Source organism: Desulfonatronovibrio hydrogenovorans DSM 9292, assembly GCF_000686525.1.
Lineage (GTDB): Bacteria > Desulfobacterota > Desulfovibrionia > Desulfovibrionales > Desulfonatronovibrionaceae > Desulfonatronovibrio > Desulfonatronovibrio hydrogenovorans.
Genome location: NZ_JMKT01000016.1, coordinates 1 through 18,026, shown reverse-complemented (window position 1 = coordinate 18,026; position 18,026 = coordinate 1). Strand labels below are relative to the sequence as shown.

Below are 18,026 nucleotides of genomic sequence, written 5' to 3'. Positions count from 1 at the left end.
TTTCAAAAGATCCAGCTTGCCTGCTTGAGATGAGTCAAGAATATTTCAAGATGGCGATTTGGGTGGTAGTTAATGGTGAGTATCAGGGCCAAAAAGGCGGGCAGGAAGTCTGGAAATGAGAAGCTCGAGTTCCTTTAATGCATCCTGGTAGGCAAGATTGTCCAGATGCCTTCTAATCTTAAGGCCTTCTTGTTCAAAATTGCTGGCCACCAGGACCGGGCTGATCAGCTGGACTGTTTTTCTGGCTGCCAGGTTGTTGTCCAGGATTTCTCTTTTGAGCTTGAGCAGCTCTTGGGCAAGATCTTCATCTGATATTGAGCCGGGGTGAGGTGAGTTATGATCCTTTTCATTCTCTTTTTCCCAGGGCAGGTTGAAGGATGCCTGAACCGCAGCCTCCAGGTGTTCTTCAAGTTCATCTATCAGGGGTTCCAGGTCGTGGTCCTGGTTATCTTGGAGGGCGCTATCCAGCTTTTGGGCTGCTTTGGCCACATCACCGGCTTCCAGGGTCAAAGATGAACCTTTTAGGGTATGGGCCAGCAAAGCTGCTTCCTTGAACTGCCTTTTTCTGATCATGTTGCGCAGACGGACAGGGGCATCCTGGTAATCATTGGCAAAGACTCTGATCAGTTTGGTCAGGAGTTCAAAATTACCCAGGCATCTTTTCAGGGCTGTCTGAATATCAAATGGAAAAAGGGTATCAGAAGGCCCAGTCTTCAGATCATCAGATGGCCGGGCTTTAGTTTCAGCATTGTCCCCAATGGGTTCCAGGCACAAAATCCATTGCATCAACACTTCCATTAGCTTGGCCGGATCAACGGGTTTGGTCAGGTGGTCATCCATTCCAGCGGCCAGACTTTTTTCCCGGTCAGTTGCCATGGCGTGAGCAGTCATGGCTATGATAGGAATTCTTGATGCTTTATGGCCTGGTTTTTTTTGTGTCTGGTCCGGATCAAAATGAGCATGTTCTGTTGCATCAGTGGTTTTAGCTTCGATTTCCCTGATTTTGCGCGCAGCTTCCAGGCCGTCCATCTCAGGCATCTGAATATCCATCAGGATCAGGTCAAACTTTTGGGAAAAGGCCATTTCCACTGCCTGTGTCCCATTGACGGCTTCATGCACTTCAATTCCCAGCTCTTCTAATATCTCCCTGGACAATTCCCGGTTGATGGGGTTGTCTTCCACCAGCAGTATTCTGCTGCCAGCCAGTTTTTCCGGCCCCAGTTCTGAAAATGGCACAGCCCTGGACTGGGAGTCATCTGATGAGGCAACCTGCAGCTTGACTGTGAAAGTAAAACTGCTTCCTTTTGCCGGCAGGCTTTCCACATTAATTTTTCCACCCATTATTTCCACCAGCTGCCTGGATATGGACAGTCCAAGGCCTGTTCCACCGTATTTTCGAGTGGTGGATGAGTCTGCCTGGGTAAATGGAGAAAAAAGGCTGGCAATCTGCTCCGGGCTCATACCGATGCCAGTATCATCTACGGAAAAGGACAGGACCAGGTCATCGCCTGGTTTCAAAGGCTTTTCAAGGCGATGGTAAGGGGTTACCTGGACAGAAATTTTTCCCTGGTGGGTGAACTTGACAGCGTTGCCGGTCAGATTAAGCAGAACCTGCCCCAGACGCATTGCGTCTCCCTGATAGAAATCCGGCAAATCAGGGTCAATGGTTATGGACAGCTCAAGTCCTTTTTGATCAATCTCCACTGTCAAAATGTCCTGAAGATCACTTAGAAGCTGTTTGAGTCTAAAGGTGTTTTTTTCAAGCAGGATCTTTCCAGCCTCGATTTTGGAGAAATCCAGAATATCATTGATGATCCGTAAAAGAGACCGGGCAGATACGTTAATTTTATCAAGATAGTTTTTCTGCTTTGGGGTCAGACCGGTTTTTTTCATCAGATGGGTCATGCCGATGATGGCGTTCATGGGAGTCCGTATCTCATGGCTCATGTTGGCCAGAAAACGGCTTTTGGCCTTGCTGGCCTCCTCGGCCAGCTCTTTGGCCCTGGTCAGTTCCAGTTCAGCTTCTTTACGGTCAGTAATGTCATGAACAGTACCGGTATTGGATTTTTTTCCATTATAATAGGTCAGCCCGGCAGTCAGAAATATCCAGCGGGTCTCCCCCTGTTTAGTCTTTACTTTCAGCTCATACCTGGAGGGAACCGCCTCTCCTCTTAAACGGGCCGCAGCCCTGTCCAGGATCATTTCCTTGTAATCAGGATGAACAAAATCCAGAAAGTCATGTTCCAGAAGTTCTTTTTCCGAATACCCCAGGATATCGGTCAAGGCAGGATTGACCAGGACAAAATGGCGGCCTTCTAAAATGTATATTCCAGCTGTCGTGTTTTGAGCCAGGGTTCTGAAGCGATCCTGACTCTCCTTTAGCTCGGCATTGGCTTTTTCCAGATCCAGGCTGGCTTTTTGAAGTTTTTCTTCAGCCAGCTTGCGGTCGGTAATGTCCATGATTGCCCCGATGAGCCCGGTGATATCTCCGGAACAGTCAACAATGGTGGCTTTGTGAAAAATGACCTCTTTCTGTTCCCCTAAGGCATTTTGAATCTGCGATTCATATTGCTGGGGCTGGTTCGGGTTTTCATAAAGCTTGAGGTCCTGTTCTTGGTAGATCCTGGCCAGTTCCAAGGGGCTGGTTTCAAAATCGGTTTTGCCGATCATGGACTGGGCGGTGGTTCCGAAAAATTCCTCAAAAGCATGATTAAACCCAAGGTAGCGGCCCTGCCTGTCTTTGTAAAATATGGGCAGGGGAATAGAGTGCAAAAGTGAGTTAAGAAAGGCCTGACTGGATCTCAGCTCGTCCTGATTCTTTTTTTGGTCGGTAATGTCTGTAAAAATGGTGACCAGCTGTTTATCAGATATATTATAGGCAGAAATATAAAAGTGTTTGCCAAGATCTTTGCTGTAATAGGTCAGGGTTTTGGGCTGACTGGTCAGCATCACCTGCTCATAAGTTTTTACCAGGTCGGAATCCAGGAGTTCGGGAAAAATTTCTGAAACCCTTTGCCCGATGATTTTTTCGGGGCTGATGCCAGTGTGTCTTTCAAAGGCTGCATTGACCTCCACGTATATAAAATCAGTAATGTTTCCTGCCCCATCCAGCTCGATTTCATGGATGGCTACTCCTGATACAGCGTGGTTAAAAAGCTCCATGTATCTGCGTTCACTTTGCCGGGCTTTGGCCATGGTCTCCTGCAGTTCAGTATTTGACTTGACCAGGTCTTTCTGCAGTTTTTTCAAACGAAAGTTCCAGCCCAGGACTCCGAGAATCAAGATACCCAGCCCACCGGCAAATTTATAGATGATTCCCCGATCAAAAGGGGTTTCCACCAAAATGTGGACATGCTGATTGACGATTTTTTCCCGTTCAGAAGGTGTAATGCTCTGTACGCCCTTGTTCAGGATGTCCCTGAGCATGACCATGTCTTTTAAGACACCAATGCGCAGGTAGTTGGTATAATCAGGTATCTGGCCGGCAATCTTGAGATTGAAGAATCCTTGCTTTCTGATGGTGTAGGCTGCAATGGCCAGAGACCTCAGGGTCATGTCGGCCTTGCCTTGGGACACCATCTGGTAACACTCCATTTCAGTGTCCACGGTGATGATATGCAGATTGGGATAGTCCCGGCGGAGAAATTCTTCCATGGATGTCCCGTGAGGCAGGACAACGGTTTTATCGGTCAGTTCAGCGGGATCGGAGATAAAGGGATGTTCGTTTCTGGTGATGAAGACATTAGGGTTGGTAAAGATGGGATCAGTAAAGATGAGCCATTCCTCCCGTTCCGGAGTCTGATTGAGAAAGGGAATGATCATGCATTTCTGGCTCTGGGAATACTCAAGGGTTTCCTGCCAGTCTGCCGTTGGAACAAGGGTGAAAGGGACATCCAGGCGCTGAGATATGAGCTGAACAAGATCAGCAGCGATTCCAGTAAAGTTTCCCTGCTCATCAACCAGTTCGTAGGGCTCCCAGTCCGGATCAACGCACATGGTCACTGTTTCAAGATCTTTTAGATATGATCTTTCTTCAGCACTCAGGATTATAGTCTGGGCCGGGATTGTGCCAGGCAAAAGAACCAATGCCCAAAAGACAAAAGCAGACAAAAAAAAGGAGGCTGGCCGAGATGTAAAGAAAATTTGAGGAGCAGTCTCAGACATTCGAGATTGGGGTGCCCTCATGCAGGGCTCCAGGCAGGCTTGGCAAAATTAAGGAGCATGATTTTTCTGTTTATCTAACGTGATCTGCAAAAATACATCAAGGTAAGTTGACAGCTGTAAACTATAAATTGGCTCAAATTCCCGGCTGGGTCAATTAGAATATCGGTTCAACTCCTTCTTTGTCCTGTAACAAAAAAGCCATAGTCCTGAGCAGTGCCTGTAACTGGTCGTGTCTATTTTTGAGACATCTTTTAAACATATTGTGGAGGTATTAGCGATGGCAAGGAAGCTAGTTGTGGTTAAAATCAGCCTGATGTTGTTTTTCCTTATGTTTTCAGCAAACTCTTTAGTTTTTGGATGTGAGCACCGCGGAGCCCTTGATCCCATGTTCTGCGATGAGGATATGGATCTGGTGGCTGACTCGCCAGCTGATCCAGGTAAGTGGAAGGATCCCAGCACACTGATTTTTACCTATACTCCGGTAGAAGATCCTGCTGTTTACAGGGATCTGTTTACCGATTTTCTGGACTATCTGTCCAAGGCTACCGGGAAGAGGGTCACCTATTATACTGTTCATTCCAATGCCGCCCAGATCGAAGCCATGCGCTCAGGAAGGCTTCATGTGGGTGGATTTTCAACCGGACCTACCGGGTTTGCCGTCAACCTGGCCGGTGCAGTGCCTTTTGCAGTAAAGGGTTTTCCCGACGGGCTGCAGGGTTATAACCTTATTCTTGTAGTCAGAAGTGATAGCCCATATCAAAAACCTTCAGATCTCAAAGGAAAAAGAGTGGCCCATACTTCACCCTCATCCAATTCAGGCAACCTTGCTCCCAGAATTCTTCTCCCAGACCATGGTCTGGTACCTGAGCAGGACTATGAGGTGCTTTTTTCAGGCAAGCATGATCAGTCGGTCATGGGGGTGCTGAGCGGGGACTATGATGCTGCCCCAGTGGCCTCTGATGTCTTTGACCGGATGGTCCGGAGGGGAACTGTAAAGGAGGAAGACTTCAGGATTATTTACAGGAGCGCAGTCTTCCCCACATCTTCTTTTGCCTATGCTCATGATCTCAACCCGGATCTGGTCCGCAGGATCGTTGGAGCTTTTCATACTTACCGCTTTACTGATGAGATGAAAAAAGCCTTTGATGGAGCTGACAGGTTCTACCCCATCACCTATAAGGCCGACTGGGCCGTAGTTCGTCAAATTGCAGAGGGTACAGGAGTATCTTACAGCCGGACAGGTTTTGAGAAAGAGTTTTCTACCAAGCTGCAATAAAAGTCTACCCAACATCAAGCCCAAATTACTTTTATAATGAAAAAAAGCAGAGGGTCAGGGAATGGATCTGTAAAAGGCCGTTCCCTGACCATTACAAACCTGGTCAAGGCTTACAAGCCTGGAAAACCTGTTTTGAAGAATCTCAGCATGTTCATCAACGGCCAGGGCGTGACGGCCATAATCGGGCCTTCGGGAACAGGGAAAAGTACTCTCATCAGGTGCATCAACCGCTTGGTGGAGCCTACTTCTGGAGAGATCATTTTTATGGGTCAAGACATCACCCGGATGAACAGATCAAAGCTGCGCAGGATCAGACGCAGGATCGGCATGGTCTTTCAGGAATATAATCTGGTGGAGCGATTGACAGTCCTGGAGAATGTACTTTCCGGCAGGTTGGGCTACATTTCTGCTTGGCGGGCTTGGTTTAGAAAATTTCCAGAGCAGGATATTGATGCTGCATTTAAGCTTCTAAACCAGGTCGGTTTGCAGGAGTTTGCAATGCAAAGAGCCGACGCTCTGTCAGGAGGTCAGAGACAGAGGGTGGGTATTGCCAGAGCCCTGATGCAGGGTCCGGACATCCTTCTGGCAGATGAACCCACATCATCTCTGGATCCCAAGACCTCAGTGGAGATTATGGAACTGATGTCATCCATGGGCAAAGAACGGGACATACCCGTAGTGGTTAATATCCACAACGTCACCCTTGCATCCAGGTTCGCTCAAAGGATTATCGGTCTTTCCCGGGGGGAAGTCGTTTTTGACGGTTTACCAGAAGAAATAACCGATGACATACTCAAGGACATATATGGCGGTCAGGATTGGCTGACTCACGGTCAGAATCAATGATCAATTCAGTTCGGAAACCCTTCAGGCAAAGCTGGGCATCTAGGCTGGGCTGGATAACGCTTGTACTCTATACCATGTATGCCTTGTCTATACTGGAATTTGACTGGAACCGCTTTGTGTACGGTCTGGATAACGGCTTAAACTTTTTAAAAAGGATGTGGCCTCCTGATTTCAGCCGCTGGCAAATCCTGCTGGAGGATTTGGTTGAAAGTCTGCAGATTGCTGTTCTTGCCTCGGCCATAGGAATAGCTCTTTCTCTGCCCGTGGGTTTTCTGGCCGCAAGAAACCTCATGCCAGCCGTAATTACCTGGCCGGTCAGGGGGTTCATCGCAGTTTGCAGGTCGTTTCACCCGGTCATCATGGCTATCCTGTTTGTTAAAGCCATTGGCTTCGGGGCTGCAGCAGGAATTGCCTCTTTGGTGGTATTTTCAGTTGGCTTTATTGCCAAACTGTTTGCAGAAGCCATTGAGGAGATATCCCTGAAGCAGGTCGAAGCCATAAGATCAACCGGGGCATCCTTTCCAAACCTGATCATTTTCGGAGTCATGCCCCAGGTGTTCAGCCGGTTTCTAAATTTCAGCACCTACCAGACCGAGGTAAATCTCCGTAACTCCACTATGGTCGGAATTGTAGGGGCAGGAGGAATCGGTGGGACCCTTTTTGCTGCATTCCAGCGTTTTGACTATGATTTTGTAGCCGCCATTCTGTTGACAATAATTGCCCTGATCATGATCGGGGAAGCCCTTACCGACCAGATCAGGAAAGTCTTTCAATGAACACCTCAGGACCTCAGTGGCAGAGGTTTACACCAACAAAACGCTTCCTGCGCTTCAGCGTATACCTGCTGACAGTTGCCGCAGTAGTATTTTCCATCCGAACGATTGAAATCATCCCGGAATTCATACTGGATGCCCCGCACCAGATGGCAGACCTTCTGAACCGGATGTGGCCAATGGACACAGGACACTACTCCCAGGGAGTTCACCAGGCCCTTATGGAAACCATGCATGTAGCAACTCTGGGAACCATAGGCACGGTTTTTTTTGCGATTCCGGTGGCAATTCTGGCATCTGGAAGAGTTGTGCCTTGGCAGCCGGTCAACATGTCTGCCAGACTAATTCTGGTTTCTTCAAGATCGGTCAACACCCTGGTCTGGGCTTTACTTTTTGTGGCGGTTTTCGGCCCTGGTGCTGTTGCCGGCACTATGGCTATCGCATTCAGATCCATCGGCTTTGTGGGTAAACTTCTATCAGAGGCCCTGGATGAAACCGATCCAGGGCCGGTGGAAGCCCTCCGCTCGGTTGGAGCTCCCTGGTTCAGCGTCTTTATCAAAGGGTACTGGCCTCAGGTTCTGCCTTCCTTCTGGTCCATCATCCTTTTTCGATGGGATATAAACGTCAGGGAATCCGCTGTGCTTGGCCTGGTGGGAGCAGGGGGAATCGGAATGGCCTTGGACACCGCCCTGAACCTTTTCTACTGGGACAGGGTTTCATTGATCCTTTTTACGATTTTTGCCGTGGTCATTGCAATGGAAATACTGGTCACCTGGATCCGCAAGAGAATCATTTAGAATTTCAAGATGCTGCTGATTATATTCTTAATAGGGTTTAGAGATAGTCACAGCAATTTGATTAGGTTTGGTAAAGAATAACTAAAACTATAGACTGGTTGTTCCGTATGGAGACAAACAGGATGAACGCAGATTCACATGCTCCATTGATTGATTTGCCTCCCATTTTTCCAGGTACTGTTTCTGGAAAGATTATCTCCTTTTTCAGCCCGCTGATGAAAAAAATTCTTGCCCTGAGCTATCTGAATGAAAAGTATCAGGAGGCAAAGATTTGCTCTGCCAGGCTGGATTTCTGGGAAAAAGCCCTTCATGTCCTGGACATTAGTTATGACCTTGATGAGTACGAACTGGATAATATTCCAGTAGATAAGCCCGTAGTTGTTGTAGCCAATCACCCCTTCGGAGCCCTGGAAGGGCTGATCATGGCTTCTATTTTAAGAAAAAAACGCTCAGATGTAAGGATATTGGCTAATTATCTGCTTGAGCGGATACCGGACATGAAAGAGGTATTGATCGGGGTGGACCCTTTTGAGGCTTCTCTGGAAAGGATCAAGGCCAACGGGATTGCCCTCAGAAACCTCTATAAGTGGTTGCATCATGGAGGGCTGGTAGGGGTGTTTCCCTCAGGACAGGTGTCACATCTGAGACTGGTGAAAAGAGAGATCTCTGACCCTCCTTGGCAGGAGTCAGTGGCCAGGATTATTCGAAAGACCAAGGCAACTGTTGTACCCATGTTTTTCAAGGGCAGGAATGACTCCCTTTTTCAACTGGCAGGCCTTGTTCACCCCGTGCTGAGGACGGTACTTTTGCCCCATGCCCTGGCCGGCCATTCTGGAACAAGGGTGAAGGTCAGCATCGGGAGTCCGGTTTTTCCACATCAGCTGACTGCATATGGTTCAGACCAGGAGATTATCACCTACCTGCGACAGAGAACCTATCTTCTGGAAATGAGGAAGAAAACAGGCCACTTTCAGCAATACTCGAAACACAGGGCTAGTCTGAACCCAAAAGTACCTCATGTGTATCCTGGAACACTGATCAGTGAACAGCGGACTTTGAGTCCTGACCAGACTCTGTTTGAGAACGCGGAGTTCAGCGTACATGTTGCAAAGTCGGTTCAAATACCCAAGCTCCTTCATGAAATTGGATGGCTGAGAGAACATACTTTCAGGCTGGCCGGTGAAGGTACTGGCAGGGACATTGATCTGGACATTTTTGATACCCACTATCTGCATGTATTTCTTTGGGATAAAAAAAAGTCCAGGCTGGCCGGGGCATACAGGATGGGACAGGTTGATGAAATTATTAGAAATCTTGGCCCCAAGGGGATTTACAGCAACAGCCTGTTCAAGTTTAAGGCGGCTTTTTGGAAGAGCATTCAGCCATGCCTGGAACTGGGGCGTTCATTTGTCTGTCCAGAGTATCAAAAGAGCTATTCTTCCCTGCTTATGCTTTGGAAGGGAATTGGAAAGTTTGTGCTGAAAAACCCCCATTATAAGGTACTCTTCGGACCGGTGAGCATTGACAACGGCTACAATGATGCTTCGAGAAATCTTATGATCAGGTTCATGCAAAAAATGGATCTCATGCATGAGATGCAGCATCTGGTGACACCGAGAAGACCTTTAAAAACAGCTGGCAAGCATTACTTTGAAAAAATAGATATGGATCTGATGATCAAGAACATCGAAGATTTGTCCAAAATTATTTCTGAGATAGATACCCACAAAAAAGGTATCCCGGTGTTATTAAGGCAATACCTCAAGCTGGGAGGTAAAATGCTGGGCTTTAACCTTGATCCTGACTTCAGCAATGTTCTTGACGGTCTTGTCCTGGTTGACCTTAGAAAGACCGACCTTCAGCAGCTGGGCAGGTATATGGGAAAAGAAGGAGCATTGGACTATCTCACGTATCACCAGGTTACCTGCAGGGCAAAAGCTGTTTAGCAGATTATTATGCTGATATCAGCTTGTGACACTTTTCAGCAGCCTCTAAAAAGCCAATTCCTCCGGAAAGCTCGTAAACATCACAGCATTCAAATAAGTTCAAATAATCATGCTTGTTTTGGACCAGGCCGGGCTTGCCGGCACTGGGAAGATAAAAGAGGCCGGGAGATTTGATGACAGCATCAAGGAGGTCCAGTCTTTGGGTTAGATCAACTTTTCTTAATTCCGGGGTCTTGGGGATTCGATGCCAGTTAAGTATTACCAGGGCCTTTGCATATGAGGCTAGTTTAAATCTGGCTTGCCCGAAACATTCATCAATGCATACGTCATACTTATGCTCAACACTCCAAATTTTTTGAGCTCCAATTTTTCTGAATCTCTTTTCCTCTTCTTTATTAAGGATTTTCAGAAGACTTGGGTTGTTTAGAATCGTGCCTGGGTTAACTCTGGGCAACTTGGCCACCCCGTAAATTTTGAGGCCTGAAGGTTTATTTTCAATCATCAGCCGGTCATTGCTGATGAATGTGGTCCCTTTGTTCATGAGGTGCAAGGCCAGGGTGGATTTACCCATACCTGAGAAGCCGGCAATTATCAGGGCCTGGTTTTCACTAGTCACAGCAGCAGCATGGCAAAGCAGACACCCCTGATCAAGTTTCCACTGGATAAATCTGTTGTTGATAAAATTTATCACCTGATTTTCATTGGCTGTACATGGGCCAACAACCAGGTTTTCCTGGTTGTCAAAGTAAAAGCAGAGATTGGTTAGTTTTTTACGTATTATCCTGCCTGAGCCCAAATCTGCATATTGTTCCTTGATTTTCTTTTTGCCTTTTTCCGGCGCTTTGTCCTTAAGCTGAATTTTTATCCGGGGTGGCTGAGAATCCAGAGCCTTTACGGTAAAGTGACTGTCAGGGGTGTCTGGATCAATAATGAACTGATTGAAATACCTGAGCAGGTTATTTTTGAGCCGGGAAGAATTGGTTTGGACTTTTATTCTGCAGTCATCAAAGGATAGCATCAATTCCTGATCCATATCAGTATGTTTCTGAATGTTTTTCAGGCTCTGCCTGATCTGATCATCTATAATGCACATTATTCTATTCCTGTTAATTATGTTAGTTAGATCCTGTGTTGGTCTGGATTTTTTACCAGCGTACTGGAGAATATCATTGAGGCTTGACTTGCTCTGTTTTCGCCAATGCACAGAATATGAAAAAAACAGTTGCTGAAGGTTTACAGGAAAGGGACCTTGGGCCAGGAGGCCTGGCTTCAATTTGCTGTGCATGATCCTTCTCAGACGGTGAGTTGTCTGTTGGTTTAAGGTTTAGGCAATTATAGTCTGGATTTTATCACCATGTCAGTGATGGGACCCCTTGATTTTTCCCCCTTGAGCACCAGGTGGGCGTAGTTGTTGAACCCCTTCATTTTCTTTACAATCCAGTTCAAACCATTGTTGGACTCATTAAGGTGAGGATTGTCGATCTGTCTGGTGTCACCCAGACACACGCATTTAACGCCCTCACCCATCCTTGAGAGCAGAGATCTTATTTCATATCTGGAAAGATTCTGGGTTTCATCAATGATGACAAAAGAATTTTCAATGGTCATCCCCCTGACAAAACTGACCGGCATGACTTCAATTTTTTTAGGATTGAGTTTGAAGTTGCTTTCACTGGGATCGAGAAACACCTTGTTGGCTTTACGGATACTATGCAGTTTTTCCAGGAGGGCAAAAATATACTTTATATAGGGGGCAATTTTTTCTGAAACATCGCCGGGCAGGTATCCCAGTTTTGGACCTATCTCATGGGTCGGCTTTATTATATGAATTTTTGAGTAGGCCTTTCTGCCCAGGACCATTTCAAGGGCAGAACCAAGAGCAAGAAAAGTCTTGCCGAATCCTGCCTCGCTCTGGATAGTCACCAGGTCGATGTCTTGGTTTTGCATAAGCTCCAGGGCAAGGTTCTGGTATATTGACCTGGGAGTGATCTTCCAGATGTCCAGGGTATAGTTGATGATTTTGGAACCTTCAGGACCATTGAAGACAGGCTTTCCATTGTCCCAGGAGAATGAATTGGGTATGGGGACTCCATTTTCTTCAACAAAGCCTGTATACTGCTGGGATTCCGATTCAAAGGGCCTTGAGTCTCTGAACTCTTCGCAATGGATGCCAAGCATCTTTGCCTGCAGACGCAGTATCTTGTCGTTGGTGACCAGAGTTGGATCCGGGATATCTGAATTAGCCCTTATTTCAGACAGGATGTGGTTGTCAGCAATGTCTGTGTAGGAAGTGACAAGACCGTCTTTACTTATGATCCTGATACTGTCCATGTTATGAATGAGGGAGTCCACGATTTTGGTTATAATGTGGGACAGCCTGGGATCAGCCTTGAGCTTGTTGAGCTCCATGAGGACGTGGTAAGGGATGAAAACATTGTTTTCCGATCCGTTCCTGAGGATCTCAATGCTTTTGGGATTTTCGATGAGAACATTGGTATCCAGAACATAATTTTTAATCTGGTCCATACTACTCCTCGCTGAAATGACGGGTTAATTGATGCAGACTGTCCTTCCACGACCTGGTTGATGGGAAGTGCTTTAGAACCGTTCAGTTATAAACAGGTACAGATAATGACCGCTTATCAACTGCAACCTTAACAAAACAATGTGACGCCATTGTGTCGCATTGTTTTGTTAAGTACAGACAAGTGATGGTTTTGGTGAGAAAGGGGTTGGTCAGGAAGGCGTGGCAGCTGGAAAGTCTTTTAGGTGTCAGGTGACCGGGGCAGCTGGATTTTTCAGATGTGTACTCAAGGAAGCGCTTCAGCAGAATAATGAAGCGATACATCACTTGGCATGAAAACCAGACACTCCGGAAAGGATTTTTTTAGGAAACTCAAACCGAACGGTCTTCAAGGGGTCCACCATCTGACAGAAGCGCAGATCTCCGGCAATACTCATGAGCATGACTGCATGGTTTTTTTCCAGTCCGGCAAAACCGGTCAGAAACTCAACCATACTGTCCACAGCTCCCTTGGCTGCCTGATCTGCTGTTTCAGCCGAAAAAATAGTGGCCACTAAGTGGTCATTTTCAAGAAAAGGAGTGGGCAGGCCTTGGAGATCCGGAAATACCTCTGCCTTTAAAAGGACCTCACCGGATGTTTCTGCACCTGAAACTCCGATTTCTCCGTCTCCCTGAGCTGAATGCAGATCCCCGCATCCGAAAAGCGCTCCTTCCACCTCTGCCTTGAAATATATCCTTGATCCTGCGGTGATTATCCTGCAGTCCATGTTCCCGCCGTGTTTTTCAGGTGTGCCGTTGGGAATGTCTCTGTCTTTGGGGGCGACTCCCATGACCCCGATCATGGGCTTGATATTAATTCTGGCTATGTCTTTGAAGTTCAAGACGTTGTTTTCATGGGTGAGCAGAGCGGTTTCCATGGTGGTGATTTCTTTTCCAGGGACCCCTTCTCCAGGAGCAACCACAGCAATTGAATGGTCATTGATTTTGATGTCTAAGATGTCAAAACCAATAATTTCCCCTGGTCTGACCCCTTCGATATATACCGGGCCGGTTGCCGGATTGACATTTTCCCAGTCCAGACTTTCCAGTAGATCTCTTTCGGATTTGATCTGTCCGCCAAAACAGTCCAGGGTCTTGAGGAGAAATTCCTGACCCTGGGCCACGGACATGGCTGGTTCGAGCTTTGGGGAAAAGGCATGAAAAACGTTTTTACCGTCCAGAGTGGGGATCATTGGCTTCTCCTTTGTTAACTGTTTTGGTTTCGGTTTAACCCTACCTGATAAGGGTCAGACTCAATATTTCGCCTCTGGTCAAAAAGCGGACAGGAACACCGGACACTCCGGCTCCAGCACTTGTGTAGCCCTGCATGGAACCGTTGACCCAGAAGCCCTGGGCCATGGATCTGGGTGATCTGGAATGGGTGAAAACCGGGCCGATCCTTGGAAGCTGAACCTGGCCGGCATGGGTGTGACCACACAGATAAAGATCCATCCCCACTGAAGCAGCCTGTTTGTACATTTCTGGAGAATGGCATAAAAATATTTTAAAGGCTTCATCCGGGATATTTCTTGCAGCCATCTCAACGTTGGCGCAGTTGTAGTAGTGGGGGTCGTCCACCCCAGCTAAGTATATGCTTTGCCCGTTTTTATCAATCCTGGCCGAATCATTCAGGAGAACCCTGAATCCAAGATTCTCCATAACAGGAATCATTTCCAGGCAATCGTGATTTCCCAGGACTGCATAATTGCCATATCTGGATCTGATCCTGGCAGCTATTTCTGAAAATAATTCAAGACAGGTCTGATAGTTTCCATAAGTGGACATGCGCAGGTCTCCACCGAAAACGCAGATGTCCGGATCTTCCTGTTCCAGGAGTTGAGAGACCCTGGGGACCAACTCAGTCAAACCGTCAATGTGCAGGTCGGAAAAATAGACGATATTGAAATTGTCAAATTCCTCAGGAAGATTGGGCATGGTGACCACCTTTCTGACAACCTGAACGTCTAATGCATTTTTTATCCCTCGTTCGTAAAGGCCAGCAACCTTGAAAAAGCGCTTAATGAGCCAGTGATAGTAAATTGCTTCTTCAAAATGAAAAACAGGTTGAATATGCTTAAAGCCGGAAGAGCATGAACTTATCTCCTTTAACCTGGTCCTGGCCTTAAGCTTTCGGGGATACCACGGAAAGGGCTCCTTTAGCAGGATACTTTTGTAAAATACCGAACCAATATATGCGCCCAGACAGAACAGGATTATGAGGATGAAAGACCTGATATAGCCGATGCCAAGATACGGAGATATTACCAGAAAGGGCAATGCCCCTTCAAAAAACTGATCCAGGACCGGGAAGTTCCTTCCACTTGGCTTGTTCAAGCGTCTTTTGATGAAGCTTGAGACCATATCCCCGGTCATGCTTAATATAGCAGTTGCAAGTCCCAGCCAGAAGGGCAGACCTAAAAGCATTGCCAGAAATGACCCGCATAATAGAGCCCCAGCCAGCCCTCTCCAGGTCTTGTGGGGGCCAAGGAGGGGTTTTTTGTCCTTGAATGTCCTTCCCAGGTCAATGGGTTTATTCAGGCTGTCTTCTAAGAAAAAGGCCAGTAGGGGTGGGGTGAAGTTGATCAGCCAGAGAAGCAGAAGGAGTTTAATGTCAAGAAGAATCGACATGGGCATGGCCTGATCAGCAAATGAGGTTCAAAGGTGAACCAGTGGCTGGTGGAAGAATGTATTTTTGGGGAGGCATCAGGACAGGCTCTTCAACCTGGTCATTGTCCACCCTGCCGGATCCTGTCCTGATGCAAGTGAGTTCATGAGATTAAAGGGCCTTTTCAATCCTGGCCATGGCCTTTTCAACATTCTCCAGGCTGTTGAAGGCACTTATCCGGATGAAGCCTTGACCGCAAAGGCCAAAACCATCTCCAGGAGTACAAACAATCCCGGCTTTGTTCAAAAGGTCGTCAAAAAAGCTCCAGGAATCCTTTCCACCGTCGATCCAGATGTACGGGGAGTTAACTCCGCCATAACATTCAAATCCAAGACTCTGCATTTTATCCCTGATGATTGAGGCATTGGCGAGGTAGTAATCAATATTGGCCTGGACCTGCTTTTGGCCTTCAGGGCTGTAAACAGCCAGGGCAGCTTTCTGAACAGGGTAGGATACACCGTTGAACTTGGTGGAATGTCTTCTGTTCCAGAGTCCGTGAATTGAGACTTCCTTGCCCTGACCATCATAGGCCCTGCAGTTCTTGGGGACAACAGTGAAAGCGCATCTGGTTCCGGTGAATCCAGCTGTCTTGGAAAAGCTTCGAAATTCGATGGCCACCTCCCGGGCTCCATCTATTTCGTAGATGGACCTGGGAAGGTCCGGATCTTTAATAAAGGCTTCATAGGCAGCATCAAAAAGGATCAAAGCCTTGTTGGTTCTGGCGTAATCCACCCACCTGGAAAGTTCATCTTTGGTAATTGTGGCTCCTGTCGGGTTGTTGGGGTAGCAAAGATAAATCAGATCCACAGGCCTGTCCGGAAGGGCAGGGATAAAGTTGTTGTCCTTGGTGGACTCAAGGTATACCAGCCCCTGATAACGCCCCTCCTGGAACATTCCTGTCCGCCCGGCCATAACATTGGTATCAACATAAACCGGGTAAACAGGATCAGGAACCGCCACCTGGATACCGGTATCAAATATTTCCTGGATATTTCCGGTGTCACACTTGGCTCCGTCACTGATAAATATTTCATCGGGCTCGATCAAAGCCCCTCTGGATTGAAAGTCATCTCTGGCAATGGCTTGACGTAGAAAAGAGTAGCCCTGTTCAGGGCCATATCCCCTGAAACTGTCTCCAATGGCCATTTCATCCACTGCTTCATGCATGGCCTTGATGCATGCTGTGGGCAGGGGCAGGGTGACATCTCCTATGCCTAGCTTGATGATTTCCTGCTTCGGGTTGTCCTTCTGGAATTTTTCCACTCTTTTGGCGATATCTGCAAAAAGATATGAAGACTTGAGCTTGAGATAGTGTTCATTGATGTTGATCATGGTTTCTCCTGAAGTTTAAGATTCATATATTTTTTAAAATATTCAACTTCCGGTGTCAAACTTGGCAGATATCGACCTGCTCTAACTTTGACTTCATCCGGTCTTAGGCATAAGAGCTTTTTTTCATTTTTGCCTTATTCCTGCATAAAACAGTTAAACTAAAACAATATGGGAATGGAATGAAAACCTTGCTTCCTGGGACTCTCAAGGCAGACGCCCTGCTTCTGCTGACAGCCCTTATCTGGGGTGTGGCTTTTGTGGCTCAAAGGGCTGGCATGGATCATATGGGTCCTTTTATATACAATGCGGTTCGGTTCGGGCTGGGAGCAGCCAGTCTCTTGCCGGTTATCTGGTACAGACAGAAAAAAGGTCTGGTGGACCACGCCTTTCAAAAGCATACGGACAAATCAGCTCTTTTGAAGGCCGGGATTATCTCCGGACTTTTGCTTTTTTTGGGAAGCAGCCTGCAGCAGGTAGGGATAGTATACACTACAGCAGGAAAGGCTGGTTTTATCACTGGACTCTACGTGGTCATTGTCCCGGTATTAGGGTTGATCTGGAAAATACGTCCCGGGCCAGGGGTCTGGCTTGGAGCCCTGCTGGCGGCTTCTGGCTTGTATTTTTTGACCATCACCGATGGGTTGAGAATTGAGTTCGGTGATTTTCTGGTTCTCTTGTGCGCTGTTGCTTTTGCCCTGCATGTTCTGGCCATTGGATGGCTGGTGACAAAAGTAGATTGCGTGAAGCTGGCTGCTGCTCAATTTCTGGTTACATCAGTGCTAAGCTTTATTGTGGCTCTGGTTTTTGAAGAAATTCTTCTAAGTTCTTTGCGTGACGGCCTGATTCCGATTCTGTACGGCGGGATCATGTCTGCCGGGGTTGCCTATACCCTGCAGATCGTGGCTCAAAGGGAGGCTTTGCCTGGGCATGCCGCCATAATTTTAAGCTTGGAATCTGTTTTTGCAGTTATTGCAGGGTGGATGATACTTAGTGAATACTTGGGAATCAGGGAGATATCAGGTTGCATTCTGATGTTTTCCGGCATGCTGGCCGCTCAGATTTATCATCTACGCCGTAAGCCCCCTTCTTTCAGGTGGGGGATATAAGGCGTAGTTCTTAAGAATTTTGAAAGAATCGCAAGGAATTTTTTTCCGGGTTCAGGCTTTGCCAATACAGCAATTAGCCTTAATGTATTGACTTTTAAGTAAAAATTAGCTATAGTTTAGTTCATGCTGATACGTAGGGGATATAGATTCAGGCTTAAACTTCGAGATGGTGATGAGCAGAAGTTCGTCCAGTTTGCCGGGTGTTGCCGTTTTGTATGGAATAAGGCTCTTACGTATCAGGATGGACTCTTTAAGGCTGAAGGTGAAAAGATTCTATCCAAAACCAAACTCCTGAACCTGTTGCCTGAGTGGAAGAATGAGCATCCCTTTCTAAGGGAAGCTCATTCCCAAATTCTGCAGCAAAGCCTGATTGACCTGGACCGGGCTTACCAGAACTTTTTCAGAAGATTGAAACAGGGCGAAGATCCCGGCTATCCCAGGTACAAGAAAAAGTTTGTGCATGATAGTTTCAGATTTCCCCAGGGATTTAAAGTCGAAGGCAGACATATATATCTGCCTAAGCTCGGTTGGTTCAGGTTCTACAAGAGTCAAGACATT

Annotated in this window: 13 protein-coding genes; 7 read left to right on the top strand and 6 right to left on the bottom strand. The window is 47.0% G+C overall.

Going from position 1 to position 18,026, the window contains the following annotated elements:
* Positions 1-69 precede the first annotated feature (69 nt).
* Complete coding sequence (locus P771_RS18465) at positions 70-4,077, bottom strand: PAS domain S-box protein (protein ID WP_161635981.1); 4,008 nt, start codon at positions 4,075-4,077, stop codon at positions 70-72.
* 364 nt (positions 4,078-4,441) lie between these two features.
* On the opposite strand from P771_RS18465, the gene phnD reads away from it, so the two are divergent.
* The 5 genes from phnD to P771_RS17620 all read left to right on the top strand — a co-directional run bounded on the left by phnD (position 4,442) and on the right by P771_RS17620 (position 9,802).
* Positions 4,442-5,440 (top strand): phosphate/phosphite/phosphonate ABC transporter substrate-binding protein, encoded by a 999-nt coding sequence (phnD, locus tag P771_RS0112980; protein WP_028575477.1) that lies wholly within the window; start codon positions 4,442-4,444, stop codon positions 5,438-5,440.
* 36 nt (positions 5,441-5,476) lie between these two features.
* Positions 5,477-6,286: a phosphonate ABC transporter ATP-binding protein gene (phnC, locus tag P771_RS0112975; protein ID WP_028575476.1), complete on the top strand. Its 810-nt coding sequence runs from the start codon at positions 5,477-5,479 to the stop codon at positions 6,284-6,286.
* Positions 6,283-7,062 (top strand): phosphonate ABC transporter, permease protein PhnE, encoded by a 780-nt coding sequence (phnE, locus tag P771_RS0112970; RefSeq protein WP_028575475.1) that lies wholly within the window; start codon positions 6,283-6,285, stop codon positions 7,060-7,062. The genes phnC and phnE (P771_RS0112970) overlap by 4 nt, the downstream gene beginning before the upstream one ends.
* Entirely contained in the window at positions 7,059-7,856 is a 798-nt protein-coding gene (phnE, locus tag P771_RS0112965; protein ID WP_028575474.1) for a phosphonate ABC transporter, permease protein PhnE, read from the top strand. The genes phnE (P771_RS0112970) and phnE (P771_RS0112965) overlap by 4 nt, the downstream gene beginning before the upstream one ends.
* A 122-nt stretch (positions 7,857-7,978) precedes the next feature.
* Positions 7,979-9,802 (top strand): bifunctional lysophospholipid acyltransferase family protein/GNAT family N-acetyltransferase, encoded by a 1,824-nt coding sequence (locus tag P771_RS17620; protein ID WP_035244610.1) that lies wholly within the window; start codon positions 7,979-7,981, stop codon positions 9,800-9,802.
* Between the two features lie 7 nt (positions 9,803-9,809).
* On the opposite strand, the gene P771_RS0112955 is transcribed toward P771_RS17620, so the two are convergent.
* The 5 genes from P771_RS0112955 to P771_RS0112930 all read right to left on the bottom strand — a co-directional run bounded on the left by P771_RS0112955 (position 9,810) and on the right by P771_RS0112930 (position 16,362).
* Positions 9,810-10,895: an HprK-related kinase B gene (locus P771_RS0112955; RefSeq protein WP_028575473.1), complete on the bottom strand. Its 1,086-nt coding sequence runs from the start codon at positions 10,893-10,895 to the stop codon at positions 9,810-9,812.
* 239 nt (positions 10,896-11,134) lie between these two features.
* A complete protein-coding gene (locus P771_RS0112950) occupies positions 11,135-12,328 on the bottom strand; it encodes a PhoH family protein (RefSeq protein WP_028575472.1) in 1,194 nt (397 codons plus the stop codon).
* Positions 12,329-12,649: 321 nt separating this feature from the next.
* Positions 12,650-13,558: an acetamidase/formamidase family protein gene (locus P771_RS0112945; RefSeq protein WP_028575471.1), complete on the bottom strand. Its 909-nt coding sequence runs from the start codon at positions 13,556-13,558 to the stop codon at positions 12,650-12,652.
* Between the two features lie 40 nt (positions 13,559-13,598).
* Positions 13,599-14,993, bottom strand: a complete 1,395-nt coding sequence (locus P771_RS0112940; RefSeq protein WP_035244608.1) for a CDP-archaeol synthase — start codon at positions 14,991-14,993, stop codon at positions 13,599-13,601.
* 148 nt (positions 14,994-15,141) lie between these two features.
* Positions 15,142-16,362, bottom strand: a complete 1,221-nt coding sequence (locus P771_RS0112930) for an LL-diaminopimelate aminotransferase (protein ID WP_028575469.1) — start codon at positions 16,360-16,362, stop codon at positions 15,142-15,144.
* Between the two features lie 179 nt (positions 16,363-16,541).
* Between P771_RS0112930 and P771_RS0112925 the strand changes: the two genes are divergently transcribed.
* Together P771_RS0112925 and P771_RS0112920 are read left to right on the top strand one after the other, a co-directional pair.
* On the top strand, positions 16,542-17,468 hold the full coding sequence (locus tag P771_RS0112925; RefSeq protein WP_028575468.1) for a DMT family transporter: 927 nt from the start codon (positions 16,542-16,544) through the stop codon (positions 17,466-17,468).
* Between the two features lie 123 nt (positions 17,469-17,591).
* Positions 17,592-18,026 (top strand): RNA-guided endonuclease InsQ/TnpB family protein (locus P771_RS0112920; RefSeq protein ID WP_028575467.1); only part of this gene is annotated, 435 nt, incomplete at its 3' end.

Excerpts from the sequence above, each read along its gene's own strand:
- phnD (WP_028575477.1), top strand. The coding sequence starts at position 4,442 with ATGGCAAGGAAGCTAGTTGTGGTTAAAATCAGCCTGATGTTGTTTTTC.
- phnC (WP_028575476.1), top strand. The coding sequence starts at position 5,477 with ATGAAAAAAAGCAGAGGGTCAGGGAATGGATCTGTAAAAGGCCGTTCC.
- phnE (WP_028575475.1), top strand. The coding sequence starts at position 6,283 with ATGATCAATTCAGTTCGGAAACCCTTCAGGCAAAGCTGGGCATCTAGG.
- phnE (WP_028575474.1), top strand. The coding sequence starts at position 7,059 with ATGAACACCTCAGGACCTCAGTGGCAGAGGTTTACACCAACAAAACGC.
- P771_RS17620 (WP_035244610.1), top strand. The coding sequence starts at position 7,979 with ATGAACGCAGATTCACATGCTCCATTGATTGATTTGCCTCCCATTTTT.
- P771_RS0112955 (WP_028575473.1), bottom strand. The coding sequence starts at position 10,895 with ATGTGCATTATAGATGATCAGATCAGGCAGAGCCTGAAAAACATTCAG.
- P771_RS0112950 (WP_028575472.1), bottom strand. The coding sequence starts at position 12,328 with ATGGACCAGATTAAAAATTATGTTCTGGATACCAATGTTCTCATCGAA.
- P771_RS0112945 (WP_028575471.1), bottom strand. The coding sequence starts at position 13,558 with ATGATCCCCACTCTGGACGGTAAAAACGTTTTTCATGCCTTTTCCCCA.
- P771_RS0112940 (WP_035244608.1), bottom strand. The coding sequence starts at position 14,993 with ATGTCGATTCTTCTTGACATTAAACTCCTTCTGCTTCTCTGGCTGATC.
- P771_RS0112930 (WP_028575469.1), bottom strand. The coding sequence starts at position 16,362 with ATGATCAACATCAATGAACACTATCTCAAGCTCAAGTCTTCATATCTT.
- P771_RS0112925 (WP_028575468.1), top strand. The coding sequence starts at position 16,542 with ATGAAAACCTTGCTTCCTGGGACTCTCAAGGCAGACGCCCTGCTTCTG.